The sequence below is a fragment of the Bacillus sp. NMCC46 genome (assembly GCF_002998465.1).
In the GTDB taxonomy this organism is placed as follows: Bacteria; Bacillota; Bacilli; order Bacillales; family Bacillaceae; genus Bacillus.
Window position 1 is genome coordinate 296,736 of record NZ_PVQZ01000001.1, and the last position, 24,481, is coordinate 321,216.

19 protein-coding genes are annotated in these 24,481 nt (G+C 41.7%); all 19 read right to left on the reverse strand.

Annotated elements, in window-relative coordinates:
* Positions 1-20: 20 nt before the first annotated feature.
* The gene (gene mutS / locus C6Y01_RS01540; protein ID WP_106037750.1) at positions 21-2,597 is read right to left on the reverse strand and encodes a DNA mismatch repair protein MutS; all 2,577 of its coding nucleotides are present in this window, start codon (positions 2,595-2,597) and stop codon (positions 21-23) included.
* Between the two features lie 125 nt (positions 2,598-2,722).
* On the reverse strand, positions 2,723-3,268 hold the full coding sequence (gene cotE, locus C6Y01_RS01545) for an outer spore coat protein CotE (RefSeq protein ID WP_003212450.1): 546 nt from the start codon (positions 3,266-3,268) through the stop codon (positions 2,723-2,725).
* Positions 3,269-3,537: 269 nt separating this feature from the next.
* The gene (ricA, locus tag C6Y01_RS01550; protein WP_003211238.1) at positions 3,538-3,972 is read right to left on the reverse strand and encodes a regulatory iron-sulfur-containing complex subunit RicA; all 435 of its coding nucleotides are present in this window, start codon (positions 3,970-3,972) and stop codon (positions 3,538-3,540) included.
* Between the two features lies 1 nt (position 3,973).
* Complete coding sequence (gene miaB / locus C6Y01_RS01555) at positions 3,974-5,500, reverse strand: tRNA (N6-isopentenyl adenosine(37)-C2)-methylthiotransferase MiaB (RefSeq protein ID WP_060596336.1); 1,527 nt, start codon at positions 5,498-5,500, stop codon at positions 3,974-3,976.
* Positions 5,501-5,658: 158 nt separating this feature from the next.
* Positions 5,659-6,840 (reverse strand): glycine C-acetyltransferase, encoded by a 1,182-nt coding sequence (locus tag C6Y01_RS01560; protein WP_106037751.1) that lies wholly within the window; start codon positions 6,838-6,840, stop codon positions 5,659-5,661.
* Positions 6,837-7,901: an L-threonine 3-dehydrogenase gene (gene tdh / locus C6Y01_RS01565; RefSeq protein ID WP_095285190.1), complete on the reverse strand. Its 1,065-nt coding sequence runs from the start codon at positions 7,899-7,901 to the stop codon at positions 6,837-6,839. The genes C6Y01_RS01560 and tdh overlap by 4 nt, the downstream gene beginning before the upstream one ends.
* 174 nt (positions 7,902-8,075) lie before the next feature.
* Complete coding sequence (locus C6Y01_RS01570) at positions 8,076-11,120, reverse strand: efflux RND transporter permease subunit (RefSeq protein ID WP_106037752.1); 3,045 nt, start codon at positions 11,118-11,120, stop codon at positions 8,076-8,078.
* Between the two features lie 202 nt (positions 11,121-11,322).
* Entirely contained in the window at positions 11,323-11,583 is a 261-nt protein-coding gene (gene spoVS / locus C6Y01_RS01575) for a stage V sporulation protein SpoVS (RefSeq protein WP_003211281.1), read from the reverse strand.
* Between the two features lie 201 nt (positions 11,584-11,784).
* Positions 11,785-12,579 (reverse strand): TIGR00282 family metallophosphoesterase, encoded by a 795-nt coding sequence (locus C6Y01_RS01585; protein WP_034662209.1) that lies wholly within the window; start codon positions 12,577-12,579, stop codon positions 11,785-11,787.
* A gap of 88 nt (positions 12,580-12,667) precedes the next feature.
* Positions 12,668-14,230, reverse strand: coding sequence for a ribonuclease Y (gene rny / locus C6Y01_RS01590; protein WP_003211958.1), 1,563 nt, complete (start codon positions 14,228-14,230; stop codon positions 12,668-12,670).
* 500 nt (positions 14,231-14,730) lie between these two features.
* Positions 14,731-15,771, reverse strand: coding sequence for a recombinase RecA (gene recA, locus C6Y01_RS01595; protein ID WP_034662211.1), 1,041 nt, complete (start codon positions 15,769-15,771; stop codon positions 14,731-14,733).
* Between the two features lie 176 nt (positions 15,772-15,947).
* Positions 15,948-17,198, reverse strand: a complete 1,251-nt coding sequence (locus C6Y01_RS01600) for a competence/damage-inducible protein A (protein ID WP_034662214.1) — start codon at positions 17,196-17,198, stop codon at positions 15,948-15,950.
* Positions 17,199-17,214: 16 nt separating this feature from the next.
* Entirely contained in the window at positions 17,215-17,796 is a 582-nt protein-coding gene (gene pgsA / locus C6Y01_RS01605; RefSeq protein WP_034662216.1) for a CDP-diacylglycerol--glycerol-3-phosphate 3-phosphatidyltransferase, read from the reverse strand.
* Between the two features lie 75 nt (positions 17,797-17,871).
* Positions 17,872-18,783, reverse strand: coding sequence for a helix-turn-helix domain-containing protein (locus C6Y01_RS01610; RefSeq protein WP_034662218.1), 912 nt, complete (start codon positions 18,781-18,783; stop codon positions 17,872-17,874).
* A 23-nt stretch (positions 18,784-18,806) separates the two neighbouring features.
* Positions 18,807-19,598, reverse strand: a complete 792-nt coding sequence (locus C6Y01_RS01615; RefSeq protein WP_003211480.1) for a DUF3388 domain-containing protein — start codon at positions 19,596-19,598, stop codon at positions 18,807-18,809.
* A 131-nt stretch (positions 19,599-19,729) separates the two neighbouring features.
* Positions 19,730-19,987 carry a DUF3243 domain-containing protein gene (locus C6Y01_RS01620; protein WP_003211590.1) on the reverse strand — a complete coding sequence of 86 codons (258 nt, stop codon included), beginning with the start codon at positions 19,985-19,987 and terminating at the stop codon, positions 19,730-19,732.
* A 73-nt stretch (positions 19,988-20,060) separates the two neighbouring features.
* On the reverse strand, positions 20,061-20,789 hold the full coding sequence (ymfI, locus tag C6Y01_RS01625; protein WP_034662220.1) for an elongation factor P 5-aminopentanone reductase: 729 nt from the start codon (positions 20,787-20,789) through the stop codon (positions 20,061-20,063).
* 31 nt (positions 20,790-20,820) lie between these two features.
* Positions 20,821-23,940, reverse strand: a complete 3,120-nt coding sequence (locus C6Y01_RS01630) for an MMPL family transporter (RefSeq protein ID WP_106037753.1) — start codon at positions 23,938-23,940, stop codon at positions 20,821-20,823.
* A complete protein-coding gene (locus tag C6Y01_RS01635) occupies positions 23,918-24,394 on the reverse strand; it encodes a MarR family winged helix-turn-helix transcriptional regulator (RefSeq protein ID WP_012010014.1) in 477 nt (158 codons plus the stop codon). The genes C6Y01_RS01630 and C6Y01_RS01635 overlap by 23 nt, the downstream gene beginning before the upstream one ends.
* Between the last annotated feature and the right edge of the window lie 87 nt (positions 24,395-24,481).

Here is a 24,481-nt window from a genome sequence, read left to right on the forward strand (position 1 = left end):
TTTGCTCACCTCACCTTATATTATAATTTCTTTTGCAATTCATATAGCTTTGTCATCGCTTCGAGCGGGGTCATGTCCATTAGGTTGAATGACTTTAATTCCTCGATCACCGCTTGATCTTTCTGTTTTAGAACTGGTTTAGTTTGCGGTTTTTCTTCTACTTCAAAGAAAGAAAGCTGCTGTTTTTCCTCGGTCTTTTCTGTTTTTGGGGCTGCAGATACGTGCGGGGTCACTTCATGTGAACCGCTCTCAAGCTCCGTCAAAATGGTCTGGGCCCTATCGATGATGGCATCAGGCAATTCAGCAAGCTGAGCTACATGAATACCATAGCTTTTATCAGCTGCCCCCTCTTTGATTTGATGTAAGAAAACGACCGTGCCTTCATGCTCTTCAGCACGTACATGGACATTTTTCAGCTCGCTTAATTGAGACTCCAGGACTGTGAGCTCATGGTAATGTGTAGAAAATAGCGTTTTGGCACCAATATGATCGTGAACAAATTCAATGATTGCCTGCGCAAGAGCCATTCCATCATAAGTGCTTGTCCCGCGTCCAATTTCATCAAATAAGATCAAGCTGTTTTTCGTTGCATGCACCATCGCATTTTTTGCTTCAAGCATCTCTACCATAAAAGTACTCTGACCAGAAATCAAATCATCTGCCGCACCAATGCGTGTAAAGATTTGATCAAAGATCGGAAGGGTCGCCTTTGATGCCGGCACAAAGCAGCCAATTTGCGCAAGAATTGAGATAAGCGCCATTTGTCTCATATACGTACTTTTCCCTGACATATTCGGTCCAGTAATGAGTAAGGTTTGCCGGCCTTTTCCCATATGGCAGTCATTTGGCACATACTCCTGATGATCCATCACTTTTTCAACGACTGGGTGACGGCCATCTATGACATCCACCTCATCCTCTGAGAATTCCGGACGGATATAACGGCGCTTTTCACTGACAGTCGCAAAACATTGGAGGGCATCCAGCTCACTCATTTGTTTTGCGAGCAGCTGTAATCTCGGAATATAGACTTTCACTTGTTCCCTGAGAGCTGCGAATAGTTCATATTCCAGTTCGCTTATATTTGATTCTGCCTCAAGAATCAGCGCTTCTTTTTCTTTCAATTCAGGTGTAATATACCTCTCTGCATTGGCAAGCGTTTGTTTTCTTTCATAACGCCCTTCCTCCAGAAGATGCGTATTCGCGCGTGTCACTTCGATATAATAACCGAACACTTTATTAAACCCGACTTTTAAGGAGCGAATGCCTGTGTATTCTCTTTCTTGCTGTTCAAGCCGTGCAATCCAGTCCTTCCCATTTCGGCTGGCATCACGGTATTCATCTAATTTTGCATTGTAGCCGTCTTTAATCAAATTGCCTTCTTTTAACGTCATCGGCGGATTCTCATATAGCGCATCTTCTAATAAATCAAGTAAGTCATCACAAGGGTCAATATCATTCGCTCTTGATTTCGCCATTTCCTCTGGCAATGAATGCACAAGCTCTTTAATGGCTGGCACTTGTTTTAAGGATTCTTTTAACTGAATGAGATCACGGGCATTCACGTTGCCAAATGCGACACGGCCAGCTAAACGTTCGAGATCATATACTTGCTTTAACCGTTCTCGCAGATCCTCTCGTTCAAAGAGATGATCCATCAAAATTTGCACCATTTCCTGACGCTCTTTAATTTGCGAAAGGCGAATTAACGGCCGGTCGATCCATTGTTTGAGCAGCCTTCCGCCCATCGCTGTTTTTGTTTCATCTAGCAGCCATAATAAAGAGCCTTTCTTGCTTTTTGAGCGGATCGTCTCTGTTAATTCAAGATTTCGTTTTGAGTAAAGATCAATTTTCATTGTTTGTTCGAGCTCAAACACTTGAACTTGCTGAAGGTGATCGAGACTTCTTTTTTGCGTTCTTCTTAAATAGGCATATAATGTCAAAAAGGCCGATCTTAGTTGCTCGCTCAGGCGGGACACGAGTCGCTCAGCTTCATCGATCAAATCATCACTATCTTCGTATGAAATGGTCGCTTGGCACCGTTCCTTTAAGGTCTTGACTGTTTCTTCATCCAGCTGCTTTGACACCACAATTTCTTTTGCACCGACAGAATAAATTTCAGACACGACTTCATCTAATCGATCAATGAACGCCGCCATGTTTTCACCGGTAGATAAATCGGAAAGTGCAAGTCCATATCCATTTTCAAACTTTGTCACAGAGGCAATGAAGTTGTTTTCATTTTCACTTAATCCTTTACCATCCATCACCGTACCTGGTGTAATGAGTTGAACGACTTCTCTTTTGACTACACCTTTTGCCGTTTTAGGATCTTCCACCTGCTCACAAATCGCGACTTTGTAGCCTTTTGAAATCAATTGTTCTATGTATGCAGAAGCAGAATGATAAGGAACACCGCACATTGGTATTGTCCCGCCATCTCTGCTTGTTAACGTAATTTCCAATTCTTGTGCCGCTTCTTTTGCGTCATCAAAAAACATCTCATAAAAATCGCCTAAGCGAAAAAATAAAAAGGCATCTTGATACTCTGCCTTGATCTTTAAATATTGCTGTATCATGGGCGTATAACTTGCCATATTTCTAATCCCTCACTATACTACATTCGAATTCATACCATCTTCCATTATAGCATAAAAAATCACCTTTTTTCTCCTAGATAAGGGCACAAAAAAACTAGGGGGATATGCGCCCTAGTCATGAATTATTCTTCTGGATCACCCGCTAGGAATTCTGGATGAATATCCTCTAACTCCTCATCCACCTCTTCTTCCCACTCGTGATCATCTTTTTCTTTCCAGCTTGAATTGACCTCTACAACAATTTTTGTTTCTCCTACCACTTCAGCAATGAATTCACGCTCTGCCTGAACGATAATTTTATTGCCGTTTGGTGAAATGGTCACTTCTAGGCAATTGGGCTGCTGCAGCACTTTTGCAATCACTTCATGCTCATCATCAAGGAAATTTTTATCTTTATATCTCAGTTTGATGATGTCTACATATTTCACCCGTTCTGTGACGACTTCTGTTTTTGTGTTATCAGCGTAAGAATACCATACGTTAATATCAAAGGTTCCTTCAATCTCAACAGTTTTACCGACCTTTTCAGCATCATACTTATGATTAATGATCCAACCACCTAGGATGCTGGTTGGTTTTTGCGATGGAGAAATGGTGTGTGTGCTTTGGGTGAATTTCCTCCCTTTTGCAACCACCGCTTTTGTAATAATCTCTCTGTATTCAGACATTCCGGCATGCCTCCTTGTTCTTGATCGTTTTATCTTATGCTGGGCATTCGTCTAGTGTGTCACGATTTTGAACTTCATGTTCAATTAAATTCATTTCTGTTTCAGTGTATGCATGGTCGCCCATAAACTTGCCTTGAAAATTGGAAAAGTTGGAGAGTGAGAGATTTTGGGGTGACGAAGCAAGAGGTAGAACGGAAAGGGTGAATTTCTTCTGTTCTTTCAAAAAATGATGGTAGCAAAGCAAAAAACCCCGCATCTGCGGGGTTTTCTCATTTAATGGAGCAACTTGGTGATGAGTTTTTCACTTTTGAACCGGTTTCTCCTAATAAGAGGTCACCGCCGGTTGAAAGAATGATTTCATCTGTTACTTGATTAGAAATCGTATGCGCTACGAGCTGAAGCAGGGAATTGACTTCCACTTGTGATTCTTTGAATTCTTGAATCACCGGGATTTCATCCAGTTCTTCTTGCAGGGCATCGATTTTTTCTTCCACTTGCTTTAAGGCTTCATGTTTGCCGTAATGCTTTAAATTCACAGCTTGTTTTTGAAGCGCCTTAATTTGATTAATAATCGTTGAAATTTTTGTATTTTCATTGATTTGCGCTTCTGCTTTCTTGAAGAAATCAACTTCTTCTGTTTCAGAAATCATTTTAGCGAGCTCTCTTGCACGCTCGACAATCTCTTTTTTTGAATAAAGCGTCATTTTAATTCACCTCGATAGCTTCTCCAACCATTTCTCCGTCAAGAGACCAAGTTTTGGCTTGTGTGATTTTCACTTTGACGATGTTGCCAATCGCTTCTTTTGGTGCTTTAAAATTCACAAGCTTGCTTTTACTTGTATATCCGGCTAGGATTTCAGGGTTGTTTTTACTTTCACCCTCTACTAATACTTCGACAGTCTGCCCTTCATATTCCTTCATTTTTTTCGCGGAAATTTCATTCACGAGGGCATTCAGGCGCTGCAGACGTTCTTTTTTCACATGCATTGGCACGTTGTCTTGCATTTTCGCTGCTGGTGTTCCTTCTCTTGGAGAGTAAATGAACGTATAAGCGGCATCAAACTCAACCTCACGATAGAGGGAAAGTGTTTCCTCAAACTGCTCATCTGTCTCATTTGGGAACCCAACAATAATGTCCGTTGTTAATGAAGCATTTGGCATGGCTTCTTTGATTTTGCGCACAAGATCAAGATAACGCTCACGGTCATATTTTCTCGCCATAAGTTTCAAGACAGAAGAACTGCCTGATTGAACTGGCAAATGAATATGATCGAGAAGGTTCCCACCCTTAGCAAGCACTTCAATTAAGTGATCGTCAAAGTCACGCGGGTGGCTTGTTGTAAAACGGATACGCGGAATATCGATTTTACGCAGCTCATCCATCAGGTGTCCAAGACCATATTCCATGTCTTCAAAATCTTTTCCATACGCATTCACGTTTTGACCAAGAAGGGTAATTTCCTTATATCCTTCTGCCGCTAAACGTCTGACCTCTTGAATAATTTCATCCGGGCGGCGGCTTCTTTCCTTACCGCGCGTGTAAGGGACGATACAGTATGTACAGAATTTATCACAGCCGTACATAATATTCACCCAGCCCTTAATTTTTCCTTGGCGGGCTCTCGGAAGGTTTTCAATTACATCGCCTTCTTTTGACCAAACCTCGATGACCATTTCTTTTGAAAGATAGCATTCAGATAACAACTCTGGCAGGCGGTGAATGTTGTGTGTACCGAAAATCAAATCAACAAATGGATGTTTCTTCAAAATACGGTTGACGACAGATTCCTCTTGCGACATACATCCGCAGACACCTAAAATTAAATCTGGCTTTTCACGCTTTAATGCTTTTAAATGACCAAGCTCTCCGAACACTTTGTTTTCCGCATTTTCACGAATCGCACAAGTGTTTAATAAGATGACATTTGCATCTTCCGTTGAGTTTGTTGGCTCATAACCAAGCGCCATAAAGATACCAGCCATCACTTCTGTGTCATGCTCATTCATTTGACAGCCATATGTGCGAATATAAAACTTGCGGCCGTTCCCTAACCCTTGAAACCGCTCGTCAATTTGAAATTGATTGTATTCGACTTCTTCTTTACCCCGTTTTTTTGCTTCTTTTAAGGAAGGCGGAATGTACACAGCTTCAAAATACTGGCTGTAGTCCTTCTCGGATTTTTTGTCCGATGAACTTACTTGTCCGCTCGCTTTTCTCTGCTCTTCATTCATGAATTTGTACTCCTTTCAAACCAAGCTCCACCCTACAGTATAGACTATTTTGTGATGAATTGAAAATAAATTCATATACAGTTTTTCTATAAAAAATGCCTATTCAGCAAGAAGGTCACAGCCAATCTCTTTATTAAAAAAAGAGAGCCTGCGCTCTCTCAATCAAGTATGTTCAGTTTTTTTGCTTCTTCTTCGATCACCGTCAGTGCACGGTCTAGTTCTTCTTTTGTGTGCTCTGCTGTGATGATGGCTCTAATTCTCGCTTTTCCTTTTGCCACAGTTGGGAAGGCGATGCCTTGAGCAAACACGCCTCGCTCTATTAAAGCCTTTGAAAAGCGGAAAGTAAGGGCTTCGTCTCCAATCATGATTGGAATAATCGGTGTTTCTGTGGGTGCAACCTGAAATCCAAGACTGACGACTTTTTCTTTAAAATAGGCGGCGTTCTCCCAGAGCGTGCCAATTCGCTCCGGTTCATCTAACAGCACTTCAATCGCTTCTTCACACGCTCTAGTCACTGCTGGCGGATGTGAGGTGCTGAATAAAAACGGCCTTGCTTTATGCTTTAAGTAGTCGATTAAAACGGCTGATCCCGCTACATAGCCGCCGAGCACTCCGACAGCCTTACTAAGTGTCCCAACCTGAATGTGCACTCTGCCGTCGAGTTTAAAATGGTTGACTGTCCCGCGGCCATTTTCACCAAGCACGCCTGAGGCATGCGCATCGTCTACCATCACAAATGCATCATATGCTTCCGCGAGCCTCACAATCTCAGGAAGTGGCGCAATATCTCCATCCATCGAGAACACACCATCTGTGACGATGAGACGCACGCGGTAATTCATAGATTTCTTTAAAATTTTCTCAAGCTCTTCCATATTGGAATGACCGTATACCTTTTTATCTGCTTTTGTTAATCGGATGCCGTCAATGATTGAGGCATGATTCAGTTCATCTGAAATAACAATATCATCTTTTGTCAGGATACTTGATAAGACCCCTTGGTTGGTCGTAAAGCCTGATTGGAACACAAGGGCTGCCTCTGTCTTTTTAAATGCAGCGAGCTTTTTTTCAAGACGTTCGTGCATCGTCATTGTGCCGGCGATGGTTCGTACAGACCCTGTGCCAGCACCAAATTCATCAATTGCCTCTTTTGCCGCTTTCATCAGCCTTGGATGTGAGGTGAGGCCTAAGTAGTTATTTGAGGAGAGCTGTATGACAGATTGTTCATTTAATGTCACAGTGGATGATTGTTTTGAGTCGATCTCTTTCAATGTTTGGTGGGTGCCTTGCTGCTTCATTGTTTCCAGTTCACCTTGTAAATACGTGAATTCTTTCATCATTTCTTCCCCCTTTGATTTGATGTCATCATCAGTACGACCTTTCCGCACGTACCATTTCTCATGAGTTCAAATCCCTTTTCGAACTGTTCAAATGGCAGCGTATGGGTGACAACTGGCTGGACATCGATGGTATTCGTTCTTAACAGCTCAGATACTTGACGCCACGTCTCAAACATTTTTCTCCCCGTGATTCCTTGGACGGTTAATCCCCTAAAAACAATTTGATTCGTAATATCAATTGTCACTGGCCGTTCTGGCAAGCTTAGTATATTGACTTTCCCTCCATTTGCACAAGCTTCGAGTGCTTGATTAATGGCAACTGGATGTCCTGACATCTCGCATATCACATCTGCTCCTTCCATCCGTGTGAACTGCTTAATCACCTCAACAGGATCATCTTTTCCAATATCCACGATATGGCCTGCCCCCATTTTTCGGGCAAGATCCAGCCTGTATTCGTTTTGATCGACGGCAAACACTTGAACAGCACCGGAAGCTTTCGCGACGGCGATCGCCATTAAACCGATTGGTCCGCAGCCAAAAATCGCCACTGACTTACCTGAAACGGGTGTGTGCAGCACTGTATGAACAGCATTTCCAAGCGGCTCTTGGATAGATGCAAGCTCTACTGGCATTTGAGCTGGATTGTGCCACACATTTTGTTCAGGTACTTTGACATATTCAGCAAAGCAGCCGTCAATGTCTACCCCTAAAATTTTCGTTTCACTGCACAAATGCTGCTGCCCGGTTAAACACATATAGCACTGATTACATACAACATGTGTCTCTGCCGATACAAAATCCCCTACTTTTGCACGTGAGACTTGCTTCCCTACTTTGACAACTTCCCCTGTAAATTCATGTCCAAAAATGTAGGGCGCTTTAACTCTTCCCTTTGCCCAGTCATCCCAGTTATAAATATGCACGTCTGTTCCGCATATCGAAGTGGCTTTCACCTGAATCAATACTTCATGATCATTGATTTCTGGAATCGGCATTTCCATCAGTACCGCTCCGTAAGCGCTTTCTTTTTTAACAATTGCTTTCATCGTTCCACACATGACGTACAACCCCTTTGTTAAAAAACTTCTCCCAATGAGATTTTAACACGTCTTATTTTAGTCGTAAATACTACTGTCTACTGTAAAAAGACAAATGAACACTCCACATATTTTTTTGGATATTTTTCTAAAAAAAAAGCAAATCCCCGTAGAGAAGGAGATTTGCTTTTTGCGTCACCGTCTTTTTGAAACGGCAATATATAAGGCTGGCACAATGAAGAGTGTGAGAATCGTTGAGAAAAAGACACCCGAAACTATGCAGATTGCCAGCGGCTTAAAGAGCGGATCATTACTTAATGCTACAGGCATAAGGGCAACCAGTGCTGTAAATGCTGTTAGTAAAATTGGCCTAATCCTAGCTCTTCCCGCTTCAATGACAGCTGTCTGTTGATCGAATCCTTGCTTACGCCGCTGCTCAATAAATTCGAACAAGACAACCGCATTTCGGACCACGATACCAGCTAATGAGACAATTCCCATTGTTGCCATGAAGCTGAACGGTGTTTGTGTGACAAACAGTCCTATTACAGCTCCAGATATCGCTAAGTAAACCGTACCTAGAACTAACAATGGAAGCATCAATGAATTGAACTGAAAAGCGATGGTCACATAAATGAGCAGCAAGACAACCCCAAATAAGAGACTAATTTCAATAAAGAACTGGGTTTGATCTTCATTTTCTCCACCTTGAGAAATGGTTAGCTCCTTCGCTGCATCCGTTTTTCCTACTTGATTGACGACTTCTTTCATGTCATCTTTAAACGACTCTGACGTGCCAGGGTACGCCTTCAGCGTAATGGTCGGAATTCCATTTTCATGTGGAATGCTTTCGTACTGCTCTGTTTCTTTTTCTTTTACATATCGGCTAAGCGGCTCGAGTGAAGGCATACCACCTTCATTTGAATTGACAGGCACTTTTATTTCTTTTAGCTTTAATCCATTTTGGTGTGTAGCCATATCCTGTTTGACCACTAGGTCGATATCATTTGATCCTTGTTTAAAGCTGCCTAATGGCATGCCTTCTGTCACTAGACCGAGCTGTTTGCTGACAAACTGAGCGCTGAGCCCATCCTCTGCCATTCGGTCACGGTTTAACTCAAAGGAAATGGTTTTTACCGGCTGATTGACATCGTCAGTGATCAAGCTCGCTCCTTTTTCTTTCATTTTACTTGTGAGCGTTTCTTTGATATTAATGAGCTTTGCAAAAGAGTCACCCGCAATGGTTACTGTCACAGGCGCACCGGTTGGCGGCCCTTGAACAATGGTTTTCATAAAAATATCAGCATCTTTGAATTTCTTACGCAATGGCTCTGTCATACGATCTATCAATTGTTTACTCGTCATCTGATCATTGTCTACTCTCACGACAACTTGACCAGTATGATCACTTGAATTTGAGATACTTTCATTAAACAGGTTCGGTACACCACCGCCTGCAAAGATCGCCGTCTCTTCAATGCCTTTCTGCTGTTTCATCTCTTGTTCTATTTTCTCTAATGTTTCATTTGTTTTGTCTAATGTTGTTTCACTTGGAAGAGTGACAGTGACAACCACTTCTTTTTTATTCGCTGCAGGGAAAAATTCAAATGGTGTGACGAAAATCAGTAAAAAGGCAAGCGTTGCAACGAGCAAACCACTTAGGCCAATAAGCAGCGGACGCTTCACAATATTCGTCAGCACACGGTCTGCATAAAAATCAGCTAATTTTTTTAACGGTTTGCCTAGGAATCCTGGCTCTTTTTGAATTTTCTTGTTCTTTCTTTTTCGGTTCACGGTATATTGATAGACTGGCACTAGTGTCAGAGAAATCACCATAGACGCAAGTACAGTCGTGACTAGGACAGACGGTAATGCTCGTATAAATGAACCGTTTGCACCTGATAAGAAAACAAGTGGCAAGAAAGCAAACACAACCGCAAGTGTTGAAGTCAAAATAGACCCTGCAACTTCTTTCACACCTGCAATCGTTCCTTTAAGCGGACTTTCGTATTTTTTCATCTGCCTTAAAATATTATCGTTGACGACAATGGCATCATCGACAAGTATTCCTAGGGCAATGATAAAGCCGATAATCGAAATCTGATTGAGGTCCACTTGTAAAAATGGCAGCGGAATCGTTCCGATTGTGATCGATAATGGGATGGCAAGTGAAACGATGAACGCACCGCCAATGGTAAGACCAAGTGTGGTGACGATAATGACAGCGATGACCGCAACAATGGCTTCTTTTATCAAATCATTAAAAATGGCATCCACATCACTTTTTTGTGAATAGTAGTCTACCCACTCCACACCATTTGGAAGCTGCTTCTCTTTCTCAATAACATCACTGACTTTGTCATACATTTTAGGAATATCAAGCCCTGGTTTGATATTGACTGTAAATGAATAGGCGGGCTTTCCGTTATACGACACAATGTCACTTTTCTCTTTTTCTACTTCTTTTAAGCTGCCAAGCTGACTGATTGTGACCGGCTCACGGTTCGTTTTGGAGAAAAGCTCAATCTTTTTCACTTGATCCAAACGGTCATAGGCATCAATGGACAGCTTAACCTTCTCGCCACCTGCCCGAATGTCGCCTAGTGGAGATGTGTCAAATTCCTGATTGATGGCATTTGTGACATCCGTTACATTTAACCCTTCATCCTCCAATTTACTTGAATCTAAGTTTAATACCGCTTGTTTGTCATTGAATCCTTTGATGACGACACTGTCTACCCCTTTGATGTCCTCAACCTTTTCCTTCAACGCACGCAGCGATTCCTGACTTTTTGCCAAGTCTGTTGATTGACTCGCCACAACCATATAAGAACCAACCGGCACGTTGCCGAACTCATCCTTTACATCCGGCTCCATCACTCCGTCAGGAAAGGACGACGCAGCACTTGTGGTTTCATTCTTAATTTGATTTGCCACCTCTTGAAAGTCGGCTTGATCACCAATTTCAAGCACAATATTTGAAAAACCAATGGCAGAAACAGAGCTCGTTTTCTCTACACCATTGATATCAGATATGGCTGATTCGAGCTTATTGGTTACATTACTTTCCACCTGTTTTGCATCCGCACCAGGAAACACGGTGGAAATCGTGACGATATTCGCTTGGAATTCTGGCAGTTCTCGTTTAGGGAGCTGCGCGAATAAATAGCCGCCAGCAATGAGAACAATAAAAAATAAAATAAAAACAAGCTTTCCTCTTTTCAAAAAAGCTTCAATCATTATTTCACCTACTTAAATATTTATTTTTGATGAAGTATTTTTAACTTAACCTTAATTTATCATCATGGTGAAAAAATGCAAGCTCTAATATGTCATTTTTATCTATTTCATGAACTGAATATGTTATATAAGAAATGTATAGTGGTAAACAAAAACAACCTGCTTACATGATGTAAGCAGGTTGAAAATAATAAAATTAGAATTATCGTGGTTCAACAATCAATTTGATTGCTGTTCTTTCTTCTCCATCGATAAGAATGTCAGTAAAGGCTGGAATGCATATCAAATCCACTCCGCTTGGTGCAACAAATCCCCTTGCTATGGCTACAGCCTTGACCGCCTGATTCAGCGCTCCAGCGCCGATTGCTTGTATTTCCGCTGCACCGCGTTCACGTAAAACGCCTGCTAATGCTCCTGCTACTGAATTCGGATTTGACTTTGCTGAAACTTTTAAAATTTCCATTTCTGCTCCCCCTTAAATTTACAATGGATAAGTGAGTGTTCATTAGAACAATCTTTGTTAGATGATGCTATTTTTTGAAAATCCATCCCCAAAATGTTTTTCAAAAATAGCAGGCTACCTACCATTTTTACTATATTCACGATAGAGGGCGCATATTCCTTCTTTCTGATTAATATTTTTCTGAAATAAATATGTGAACATTTATTCAAAGAAAATATGGTCATCATTTATCAAAATTCGATCAATTTTGACAGCTTTTTTCGACTGTTCGTCAATTTCTACGATTACTGCACTTAATGTTGTGCGTCCTTCTGCAATCTCAAAACGGACTGGAAGACTCGTTTTGAATCGTTTAATAATCGTCTCCCGATCAACACCTAAAATGCCATCATAAGGTCCTGTCATTCCCACATCTGAAATATACGCAGTTCCTTTTGGCAAAACGCGGTTATCTGCTGTTTGAACATGTGTATGCGTTCCAACGACACATGATGCACGGCCGTCTGTATACCAGCCCATCGCTTGCTTTTCACTTGTGGCTTCACCATGAAAATCAATAAAAATGAACGGTGTACGTTTGGATGCTTCCGCAATTAACTCGTCTACTTTTTGAAACGGGCAGTCAATTGGCGGTAAAAAAGTGCGTCCTTGTAAATTGATGACGGCCAGTTCTTTTCCTTGTTTTTTTATAAACGTAAGACCTTTACCAGGTGTGCCTTCTGGGAAGTTCGCCGGACGAACCATGTTGGCTGCGTCATCGATGAAATCAAAAATATCTCTTTTATCCCATGTATGGTTGCCCATTGTAAGCACGTCAGCTCCTGCTTGCAGCAGCTCATGATAGATTTTTTCAGTTATCCCTTTCCCATGAGCAGCATTTTCTCCGTTGACAATGGTAAAGTGGGGCTGATATTTCTTCTTCAACTTTGGCAAGTATTCTTTCAGTGTGTCTCGTCCAGGTGAACCGACGATATCTCCAACAAATAATATTTTCATGCGCTTTGAACCCTTTCTCTTATAAATTGACTTCTTATCAGTGTTGCATATTTACACAAAAAAATAAAGCGGCGCTAAGCGCACCGCTCTATTTTGCATACTCTACTGCGCGAGTTTCTCGAATGACCGTCACTTTAATGTGACCAGGGTAATCGAGCTCGTCCTCAATCCGCTTACGAATATCCCTTGCTAGACGGTGAGCTTCAAGATCATTAATTGAATCTGGCTTCACCATAATACGTACTTCACGTCCAGCCTGTATCGCAAACGATTTTTCAACACCTTCATAAGATTCAGAGATATCTTCTAATTTCTCAAGTCTCCGAATGTAATTTTCAAGCGTCTCACTTCTTGCACCAGGGCGTGCTGCAGATAATGCATCTGCTGCCGCAACAAGAACAGCGATAATAGATGTCGGTTCTTGGTCACCGTGGTGAGAGGCAATACTGTTGATGACAACAGGATGCTCTTTATATTTCGTCGCAAGCTCAACGCCAATTTCTACGTGGCTTCCTTCTACTTCATGATCAATGGCTTTTCCAATGTCATGCAGAAGACCTGCTCGTTTTGCAAGCTTTGCATCTTCTCCAAGCTCTGAAGCCATGAGACCTGCAAGATGTGCAACCTCAATTGAATGCTTCAGGACATTTTGTCCATAACTTGTACGGAATTTTAAGCGACCGAGAATTTTGATGAGATCCGGATGCAGACCGTGAACTCCGACTTCGAATGTCGTTTGCTCACCCATCTCACGGATATAATCATCGACTTCACGGCGTGATTTTTCCACCATTTCTTCAATTCGTGCAGGATGAATGCGGCCATCCTGGACTAGCTTGTCCAGAGCTATCCTCGCTGTTTCACGTCTAATCGGATCAAAGCCCGATAGGATAACAGCTTCAGGTGTATCATCTATGATCAAGTCAATACCTGTTAACGTTTCTAACGTACGGATATTTCGTCCTTCACGTCCGATAATACGACCTTTCATCTCATCATTTGGAAGATTGACTACAGATACCGTCGTTTCAGCTACATGATCAGCTGCACAACGCTGTAACGCAAGTGAAAGAATGTTTTTCGCCTTTTTATCAGCCTCTTCTTTCGCTCGGTTTTCAGATTCTTTCGTCATGACTGCAATGTCGTGGGAAAGCTCATTTTCAACTTGATCCAGAATGATTTGTTTCGCTTCATCTCGAGTTAAACTAGAAATGCGTTCTAACTCGGCTTTCTGCAAACGAATCATATCATCCACTTTGCTTTCCATCTCTTCAATATGTTGTTGTCGTTCATTCAGAGAATGATCTCTCTTCTCCAACAGGGACTCCCGTTTATCTAAAGATTCGTCTTTGCGATCAAGATTTTCCTCTTTTTGAAGTAAACGGTTTTCTTGTCTTTGAAGCTCATTACGTCTTTCACGAACTTCTTGCTCCGCCTCTACACGAAAGGAATGAATTTCATCTTTCGCTTCCAAGAGCGCTTCTTTCTTCAATGCTTCCGCATCACGCTTTGCATCCTCAACAATTTGTTCGGCCATGTTTCTTGCGCCGGATATTTTTGCTTCTGCAATGGTTTTACGAACAAAGTAGCCAACAACTAAACAGATTAGGCTCAGCAAAATGGAGATGATCGTAAACATCGTAGGCGACATATTTTCACCTCCTCTTGCTATGAACTTGGTTTTACAAATAAAGTGTCGGCATGTACATTGTTTTGTGTCTCAACATACAGGGCCTTCACAGGGAATGAGATCCTCACTGCCCTTGTCAAGTTTAAATTAGTTATCAATCATGTTAAGAAAAACAAGTGATACATTCCCATTGTAATTGTGTCGGAAATACTTGTCAAGCTAGTCAGACTGAGGCGTAAGTCGTTATTTCAAGCAAAGACAGAACTTTTGACCTGCTAGCTGTCATGTAAATGTAAAAAAAAGACGCTTTTCAGCGTCTTTAGCGTGTAGACAAACCCTCGCATTCGGTGTCAGGTCTGCGCTCCGGTGCTCACGAATGTTTAATTCGCTCCGCTCCGGTACTCGCCCTTCCTAGACTTCAAAGGTTTTCTATCACGCTGAAAAGAAGACAAAGGGCTAAAATAAAGATCATTTTAGCCCTTTGTCAACCATCTAAGACGCTTTTCAGCGTCTTTTAGTCTTTAAATTTCCAATTCCTCTTGTCCTTCTTCTTCTTCAGCTGCTTTCACTCCGTTTGTGTCCAAACCGTAGTGCTCTCTAATTTGTTCTTGAATCATGAGAAGAATATCTTTGTTTTCTTTAAGGAACTGTTTCGCATTTTCGCGGCCTTGCCCAAGACGTTCCTCTTGATAAGAATACCAAGCACCGCTCTTTTGTACGATATCTAGTTCGCTTCCAAGGTCGATGATTTCTCCCTCTTTTGAGATTCCTTCACCGTACATAATGTCTACTTCTGCAATACGGAATGGCGGTGCTACTTTGTTTTTCACCACTTTAATTCTCGTTTTATTCCCCATAATGTCATTGCCCTGCTTCAGCTGTTCAGCACGGCGCACTTCTAAACGAACAGACGAATAGAACTTAAGCGCACGTCCACCTGGCGTTGTTTCAGGGTTACCGAACATGACCCCAACTTTTTCACGAATTTGGTTAATAAAGATGGCAATGGTTTTCGATTTATTAATGGCACCTGATAGTTTACGAAGTGCTTGGGACATCAAACGTGCTTGTAAACCAACATGTGAATCACCCATGTCCCCTTCAATCTCTGCTTTTGGTACAAGAGCAGCTACTGAGTCAATGACAACAATATCAACTGCACCACTACGGACAAGAGCTTCTGCAATTTCAAGTGCTTGTTCTCCTGTATCAGGCTGAGAAAGTAACAGCTCATCAATATTGACACCTAGTTTTTGAGCGTAAACTGGATCGAGCGCATGCTCTGCATCGATAAATGCAGCTTGTCCTCCCTGCTGCTGAACCTCAGCAATGGCATGAAGTGCTACTGTCGTTTTACCAGAACTCTCTGGACCATATACTTCAATAATACGGCCGCGAGGATATCCACCTATTCCAAGTGCAGTATCAAGTGCTAACGAACCACTCGGTACTGTTGAAATGCGTGTATCTGTTTGCTCTCCTAGTTTCATAATAGAGCCTTTACCAAACTGTTTTTCTATTTGTTTAAGAGCCATATCTAAGGCTGCTTGACGATCACTCATTCTATTGTTTCCTCCTTTATCAATTCCACTATCTATACTATACCTTGTTTTACGTCATTTGCCAAGAAAAAAACGAACACATATTCGATTTTTTCTTGGCAGATTTTTAAGAAAAGAGTGATTTCTATTAGAAAAAACACTCTTTTATAAAGGAGTAAACCTAACAAAAAACAAAATTAACTCTCTTTTAATAAATTGAGCAAGTGATGCAGACCGTATTTCACAGCGCGCTTTCGAATGCCCGACCGGCTTCCTGTAAACATCCATTCAAACACGTCTGTATGGTCTTTCGTAGATAGCCCAATGAACACTTTTCCGACAGGCTGTCCCTCGTGGGTATCAGGGCCTGCTACACCCGTAAAACTAATGCCAATATCACTTCCCGCGAGCTTTCTAGCACCTTCAGCAAGCTCTAGAGCACACTCTTTGCTGACAGCACCATGAGAAGACAACGTTTCCTCCCGGCAGCCAAGCACCTGCTGTTTGACTTGATTTGTATAACAAACGACACTGCCGCTAAAAATCGACGATGCACCTTCAAGATCTGTCAGCCATTCAGAAAACATTCCGCCAGTCAGGCTCTCAGCCGCTGCCACTGTTTTCCCGTGTTCGTGCAAGGCCTTGGAAGCTTCACGGACAAGTGATGTATCATCATACCCGTAGAAGTACTCACCTACCCGCGCTAAAATTTTCGCTTCTGTTTCTTTTAACAGACGCTCCGTTTCTTTTTCATCCTCATGCTTAGCCGTGAGCCTAAGTGTCACTTCACCGTCAGATGCGAGAGGTGCAATCGTCGGGTTGGTTTGAGCATCAATTAAATCTTCTAGGTCTGTTTCAAGCTGTGATTCACCGATTCCGAAGAAGCGGAGAACAACAGACACGATTTTTTCCTTTAAACCCAGTTTCTCAGAAATCAGCGGCTTCGCCTCGTTCTCAAACATCGGATGCAGTTCACTTGGCGGTCCAGGAAGCAACATATAAAATGTATCGTCTTCTTGAATAAACATACCTGGGGCCATCCCAAACCGGTTTACGAGCACATCAGATCCTTCTAGAACGAGTGCCTGCTTACGGTTATTCGGCGACATGTCTCGTCCAGTCTTTCGAAAGTAGTCTTGAATGGATTCAAATGCTTCTTCATTTAGCACGAGCTCTTTTCCGAGCGTACTCGCAATGGTTTCTTTTGTTAAATCATCTTTGGTTGGTCCAAGACCACCTGAGAAGATAATAAAATTCGATCTTTCCTGCGCCACTTGAATGGCCCTTTTTAAACGCTCTGGATTGTCACCAACTGCTGTGTGGTAATAAACATTCACACCAATTTCAGCTAGCTGTTTGCTGATAAATTGTGCATTCGTATTCGTAATTTGCCCTAGCAAAAGTTCGGACCCGACTGCAATAATTTCTGCTTTTCTCTCTGACTTCAAAGCGTACACGTCCTTTTTAGTTAGAATTCTTTAAAGCTTCCCAGTTTTTTGCAAAGTAATCCCAGCCTGACACAACAGTGAAGAACACTGCTACCCACATCGCAAGGTCACCAAACGGGAATGATACAAGTTCAAATGGCAGGTTATGCAATAGAAGTGCTGAAATCGCAATGATTTGCGCCCATGTTTTCACTTTTCCAAGCATATTAGCTGCTACCACTTCACCGCCTCCGGCTAATACAAGCCTTAGACCGGTTACAGCAAATTCACGGCTAATGATCACAATCGCCATCCATGCCGGTGTGAGGTTGTATTGAACAAGTATAATTAAAGCAGCTGAAACAAGCAATTTATCTGCAAGCGGATCTAAAAATTTACCAAAGTTTGTCACTAAGTTCAGTTTACGCGCATAGTACCCATCAATCCAGTCAGTTGTCGAAGCGACAATAAACAGAATTGCTCCAACAAGATGCGTCACTTCGATGCTGACGTTACCAAAACGCGCAACACCCCAATCTAAAGGTGCAAGCATAATGATCATAAAAACAGGGATCAAGGCGATCCTAGAAAGAGTTATTTTATTCGGTAAGTTAAACATGAAATTCAATCCTCCAATAAGCCATTTTTTTATGTATATATAATAGTAGGAACAAAAGAAAAGTCATCTACTTGCTTAAGATGACTTTTCCTTTCCTTTATTCACAATCACAATGTTTTGTGTCATGGTGTTTTTAGGGTCTAATTCGTACTTAAGCGTTTCGTCATTCACCTTGATATCAATTCCAGTCGCATTGCCTAGACGGATATCGACCTGAGAGAGCTCAGACAAGTCTGTTTTAAACGATTCGCCATCTTTTAGTTCACCCATCTTCAGCACTTTTCCAGATTCGTCTCTGACGCGCAGCCATGAAGCTTTTGTTGCAGAAATGGTTAACTCCATCTCATCTGCACCTGACACTTCATACGTTGTCGTTGAGCCTTCCGTATTCGTTGCCTTCAAAGAGACCGTTTCATCGTCTTTGGATGAATCCTTTGATGAGTCATCTTTTTTAAGTGATTTTTCTTGATCATCTGACGAAGCTTTTTCTTTTTTCTTTTGATCCTTTGCAAGAGATGAATCCTCAGATACTTCATATTTAGATTCTGACTGCTGAGGAGCCGTCTGATTGTTCTTCTGCCCGCTATCATGATTGACCGCCTGCACAATTACATAAATGATCGCGATGACCACAAGGACGCCTCCAATAATCAAGATGGTCGGCAGCAGCTCAAGCACCTTCGAGGCAGGCTTTGGCAGCTCTCTTTGCGGCTTAATATTTGCTAATTTATCAGATACTTCATCGTTATACGTGCTCGGTACATCTTTACGAAATTCTTCGAACAATTGTTCAGGATTTAGTCCAACGGCTTCGGCATATTGTTTAATAAACGCTCTGACGTAAAATTTACCTGGAATAATATCATAGTTTCCTTGTTCGATTGCTAGCAAGTAGCGCTTTTGGATTTTGGTCACCGTCTGAAGATCCTCCAGCGACATCCCTTTTTCCTCTCTGGCCTCAATGAGCCGTTTTCCCAATTCAGTCAAAACAAACACCTACCATTACCATATTAAAAATCGAAGCCAGAAAAACCAGAATGATCAAACACTTGTGGTTCTTCAGCGTGCTCATATGTAATCTCTTCATCTGCACTATTACGCAATTCAATGATATAGTCGAAATCATCCATTGTATATTCTGAATTTTGAATAAAGATGTCTGGATGCTCAACCACCTTCGTTGCCGGCAGTCTCATAATTTCTCTTAAAAGCTGCAAGTGCTTCTCAGAACCTCTTCGCGTCGACACAATCCCATCAATAATAAAGACGTTATCTGGGCTGTATTCATCCGCAATCAGCTGACTTCGGATCGTCTGTTTCAAAAGAGTGGACGATACAAAAAGCCATCTCTTACTGGCACATACACTTGAAGCCACAATTGATTCTGTTTTTCCGACACGCGGCATCCCGCGAATCCCAATCAATTTATGTCCTTCTTTTTTAAATAGTTCAGCCATAAAATCTACAAGAAGACCAAGCTCGTCCCTTTCAAAACGGAACGTCTTTTTGTCATCCGCATCACGCTGAATATATCTGCCGTGACGAACCGCTAAGCGGTCACGAAGTTTTGGCTGTCTTAATTTCGTTACTTTTATCGTTTCCATTGTATTTAAAATTGATTCAAGGCGCTTAATTTGATCTGTGTGGTCACAGCGCAAAAGCATTCCGCGTCTTGATACATCAACACCATTAATTGTCACAATATTAATTGAAAGCATCCCCATTAGAGAAGAAATGTCTCCTAATAGTCCGGGACGGTTTACCTGTATCTCATATTCAAAATACCATTCGAGCTTTGCCAAATGATATTACCCCCTTCATTGTGGCAAATTTTTACCTTCCTTTATCATAAAGCATTTTCACATTTTTAGAAAGCACAATGTTGCTAAACGGTTAAAATAAAAAGAGAGGCACAAACGACCCCTCTTTTTGTTTAGTGCGAGCTATTATTTTCAACCAGCTTGACCATCATATTGGCAATAGCGCGCTGCTCATCTTCTGATGCAACGCTCCAAAGGTCAGCAAGTACTCTTTCTTGCTCGTTCTTTGCTTCAACTTCGTTAGCTAAATATCCGCCAATTTCATACGCAAGGTTATTGATGGTATCATCTTTTAAACCTTTATCCTGCGCATGATTTAAACGGTCACCTAAAAAGTTTTTCCAATGGTCCCAGTTCTCAAGTACTGACATGTCGATTCCTCCATTCGAAAAGATGAATTACAGCCATAGCTTTTGTCATGGAGAGACGAATTATACACGTTTTTTAACAGTACCAGCCGCCATTAACGGATAAAATTTGACCTGTCATATAACTTGACTGCTTTGAGGCGAGAAACCAAATGACATTTGCAATCTCCTCAGGTGATGCAAGCCGGCCAAGCGGGATTTCTTCCTCAAGCATTGCAATATCTTCTTGTGTGAAGCTTTTCATCATGTCTGTACGGACAGCACCTGGCGAAACAGCATTTGCTCTAATTCCACTTGGGGCAAGCTCTTTTGCCAGACCTTTAATAAACGCATTTTGCGCCCCCTTCACCATGCTGTACAGCACTTCACACGATGCACCTGTTTCTCCCCATATCGAGCTTACTACAACAATATGACCTGCTTTTTTTTGAATCATGGCTGGCAATAGGTGTTGGGTGAGCTCATATGGACTTGTGACATGCAGCTGCACCATACTGGCTAATACATCTTTTTCTGTATCTGTCACTAATCCTACATGACTTTTACCGCTATTTAATACAAGAATATCTGGGGATACAGGCAGACGGCTGACGAGCTCATCTGCTCCGCCCATTTTAGCTAAATCCGCTTGAACGACGTGCGTCTGAATATGACATGTTTCTTCCAGCTGAGCGGCAAGCTGCACGGCTGCCTGTTCATTTTTGTGATAATGGAGCATCACGTGGCAGCCTTTTTGGGCAAGCTTTTTGGCTGCAGCCTGCCCAATCCCGCCACTGGCACCTGTTATCAGCGCCCAACGACTCATCACATGGATTCCTACTTTCTATTTGAAATATCTATTCTTTTCGTTTAAATGGGAACCAGTTAGCTGATCCGAACAATTTCACCATCACAGGTACGAACAATGGTAGCACAACGAGTGCGTACAGCAAAAGTCCTGTTAGAACAAGTGTTGCAATCTGCAGGAGAGACAGCACTCCTGAAGGAAGCATTGCTGCAAAGGTTCCTGCCAAAATAACAGCAGCAGACATAATGACAGAGCCCATATTCTTCATTGATTCGGTCATAGCAAACTGAATGTCTTTTGTTTTGTATTCATTGAACCGCTCCATTAAGAAAATCGAATAATCGACTCCGAGTGCCATTAATATGACAAATCCAAAGAATGGAACAGCCCAGTTAATGCCCGGGTATCCGAAGAAATGGGTGAAAATAAATTCTGTCATCCCGATAGCTGTAAAGTAAGTCAAAATAAGTGAACCTACCAAGTACAGCGGCATAACAAGCGAACGGAACAGGATCACCAGGATGAGGAAAATACCGATCATCATGTAAAGAACCGTCTTATTGAAATCTTGGTCTGACAGCTGTTTTAAATCAGCGTTCATACTTGATACACCTGAAACGCCGAATGATGCATCTTTTAGGTTCGTTTCAGGAAGTGCCCGCTCGACAGAAGCTTCTACTTGTTTGATCGTCGACAAGGCTTCATTGCCATATGGATTTTTTTCTAAAATGACATCAATTTTTGTCATCTTGCGGTCATCCGACATGTATGAATCAAATACTTGCTTGAATGCTTTATTTTTCAGCACGTCTTTTGGGATAAACCAGCCGGCCATGTCTTGATCTGGTGCATTTTTCAGTTCGTCTAAGTAGTCACCTGCACCCATTAACCCGCTTGAAATTTTCTCCAGGCCACTTGCGCTCTTGTTCAGCCCATCTGTCAGCTTGGTCAGGTCATCACCAAAGCCGCCAATCTTTTCTTTCATATGTTTTTGACCATCAATCACTTTGCCAGCTCCATTTGCAAGCTTCGGCATATTATCAGCTAACTGTCCTTGACCTTTAGACGTTTGATCAAGTCCAGTTTCAATTGCGTCTAAGCCAGCAATGAGCTCATCGATTTGACTCGTCAAGACTTTCTGCTGCTCTGAAGCTTTTGCGATAAAGGCATCCGCTGCTTCAAGCTGTTTTTTGGCTTCTTTTGCTTGTTTGGCATAGCTGTCTGCCTGTTTCGCCCCTTCTTGCAAGGTCGTAGAAAGTTCATTATATGAAGCTTTGATGGCTTGATACGATTGATTTTCTTTTACCTGCGGAATTTGTTTTTCGAGTGTACTAAATTGTTTATTTGCTTGTGTGATTAATGCTTTTACATCCGCTGCGGCAGAGGATGACGTATCAACTTGCGCTAATGCTGCCTTTAATTCTTTGGAAATGCTTTTATACAGCGACACTTGCTGATTCACTTGTGCGACTTGGGCCGTTAATTCCTTTTTCGCACTTTTAATTTTTTCTTTAATCTCTGCTACACCGTTTTTGTTTTGATCGATTCCGCTTTGCAGTTTTCTTAACATTTTCTCGACATTTTGAATGCCTGTTTGTACTGATTCAGTGCCAGAAATCAGCTGGTTAATGCCTTTTCCAGATGATTTGATCTGCGGCGTTTGATCTTCAATAGATTTACTCATTGTCGTCAGTGCATCTTGGATTTTTTTCAAGCCTTCATTGCTTTTATCAAGTCCGGTATTCAGCTCTTTGGCTTGTGATTTCACGTACAGATCACTCAGCCCTTTACCGACAGGACGTGTCGCACTTCTCACTTTACTTACGCCATCTGTTTGTTCAATTGCACGGCTGAGCTTTTCAACGGCAATCAGCCCTTTATTGTTGTCTAACAAATCAGCTGATTTCACGACAATCGTTGCCGGCAGTGCTTCTCCTGGCCCAAATTTGTCAGAAATGGTATTGAATGCATTGACTGATTCGTATTTATTACCGATTTCATCTAAGCTGTTATACGAAAGCGTTCCTTTATACATGAGAATGGGCGGAAGCGTAATGATTCCTACGATTAATAAACTAAAAAGTGGTTTCTTAAAGGAAAAGCGTCCTGCTGTTTCCCACATTTTTGACTGCGGATGAGCAATATCACCTTTAATCGGCCAAAATAACACTTTTCCTAAAACCGCCATAAAGAACGGAACAATCGTGAGAAGCGCCACAATCAGCACAGCGACACCAACTGCTACTGCAACAGCTGATTTATAGAGCTGGAATTGCGCCAGGCCTATACAGGTAAAACCGATCAGCACAGCAATTCCGCTGAATAAAACGGTCTTTCCTGCTGTTTTATACGTAATCAGAATCGCCTCAATTTTATCTTTACCGTGTGCGATCTCTTCTTTAAAGCGGCTGAGAAGCAGAATGCAGTAGTCCGTTCCTATTCCAAACATGATCGCGACCATGAAGATTTGGGTAAAGGTCGAGAGCGGGAAGTCGAGATATTTGACTAAATAAGCCACGATGGATTGACTCACCAAGTAAGACAGAGCTACTGCGACTAACGGAACGAAAGGCGCCACAGCTGATCTAAAGACAAGGACAAGGACGATGAGAATAAACCCAATCGTAATGAACTCTGTTTTCTTCAGACCTTCTTGCGAGCTTGTGATCACATCATCATCAATTAATGGCTGTCCTGTCATTTCAAATGTCAGATTTAAGCTCTTCAGCTTTTCATTGACTTTTTCTTTAAAATCAGAAGCTTTGATTTTGTTTGAGTCATATGTAACTGGAACAAGAAGCGTTGTTTCATCTTTAGAGAGCATTTGTTTTTTGATATCTTTATTGGCTTCAAAATAAGAAGTGATGTCCTCTACATGAAGATCTTGATCTTTTTCTATAATCTCCATTGCCTTTTTTAAAGATGTTTCTCTTTCTTTTACGATGTTCTTTTCTTGAAAGACAATGACGATTGATTTTTCTGTATCGCCGTTTTCAGACATTTTCTTTAATAACTGATCCGCATATGAGGACGGATAGCCGTCTGGTACAGAAATTTGCCCTTTTTCTTTTGTTAATTGCGCCATATTAGGAGCGGTGATGAGTAACACTGCCGCTAATACGATCCATAGAATCGTGATCAGCCATCTACCCTTTATGATTGCTCTCATTAGTACTTTGTGCCTCCTCTTCGATGATCACTTGATAGATCTTTTCATATGTTTGAATAAATGATTCCATTTCTTTTTCTTCCAGCTTTTCAAAATAAGATCGAACTAGATCCTGAAGCTGCTTTTCCATTCGGCTGACCACATCTTTGCCCTCTGGCGTGACGTATAGGTGAACATTTCTTCGATCGGCTTGATCGTGCTCACGGACAATATAGTTTTTCGTAAAAAGACGATTTGTCATGGAGGTTACAGCACTTTTGTTCACATTACATACATTTGCAAGGTCAGTTGATGTACATCCAGGATGTAAATTGATGTATCGAAGCGAGTAATACTGATCAAGCGTCAGCTCTTTATCAAGCTTTTCCGTGATCATACTCGATACCTTTTTTTCCATCATGAGATAGACGTCTGCATATCTCTGAATGAGCTGTGCAATTTTATTTTGTTCCATACGCTGCTCCTTTTTAGTTTAAGTGTTTAACTATTAAAGAGTTTAACTAACGAACAAATTGATTGTCAATGAAAATCCTCACTAATA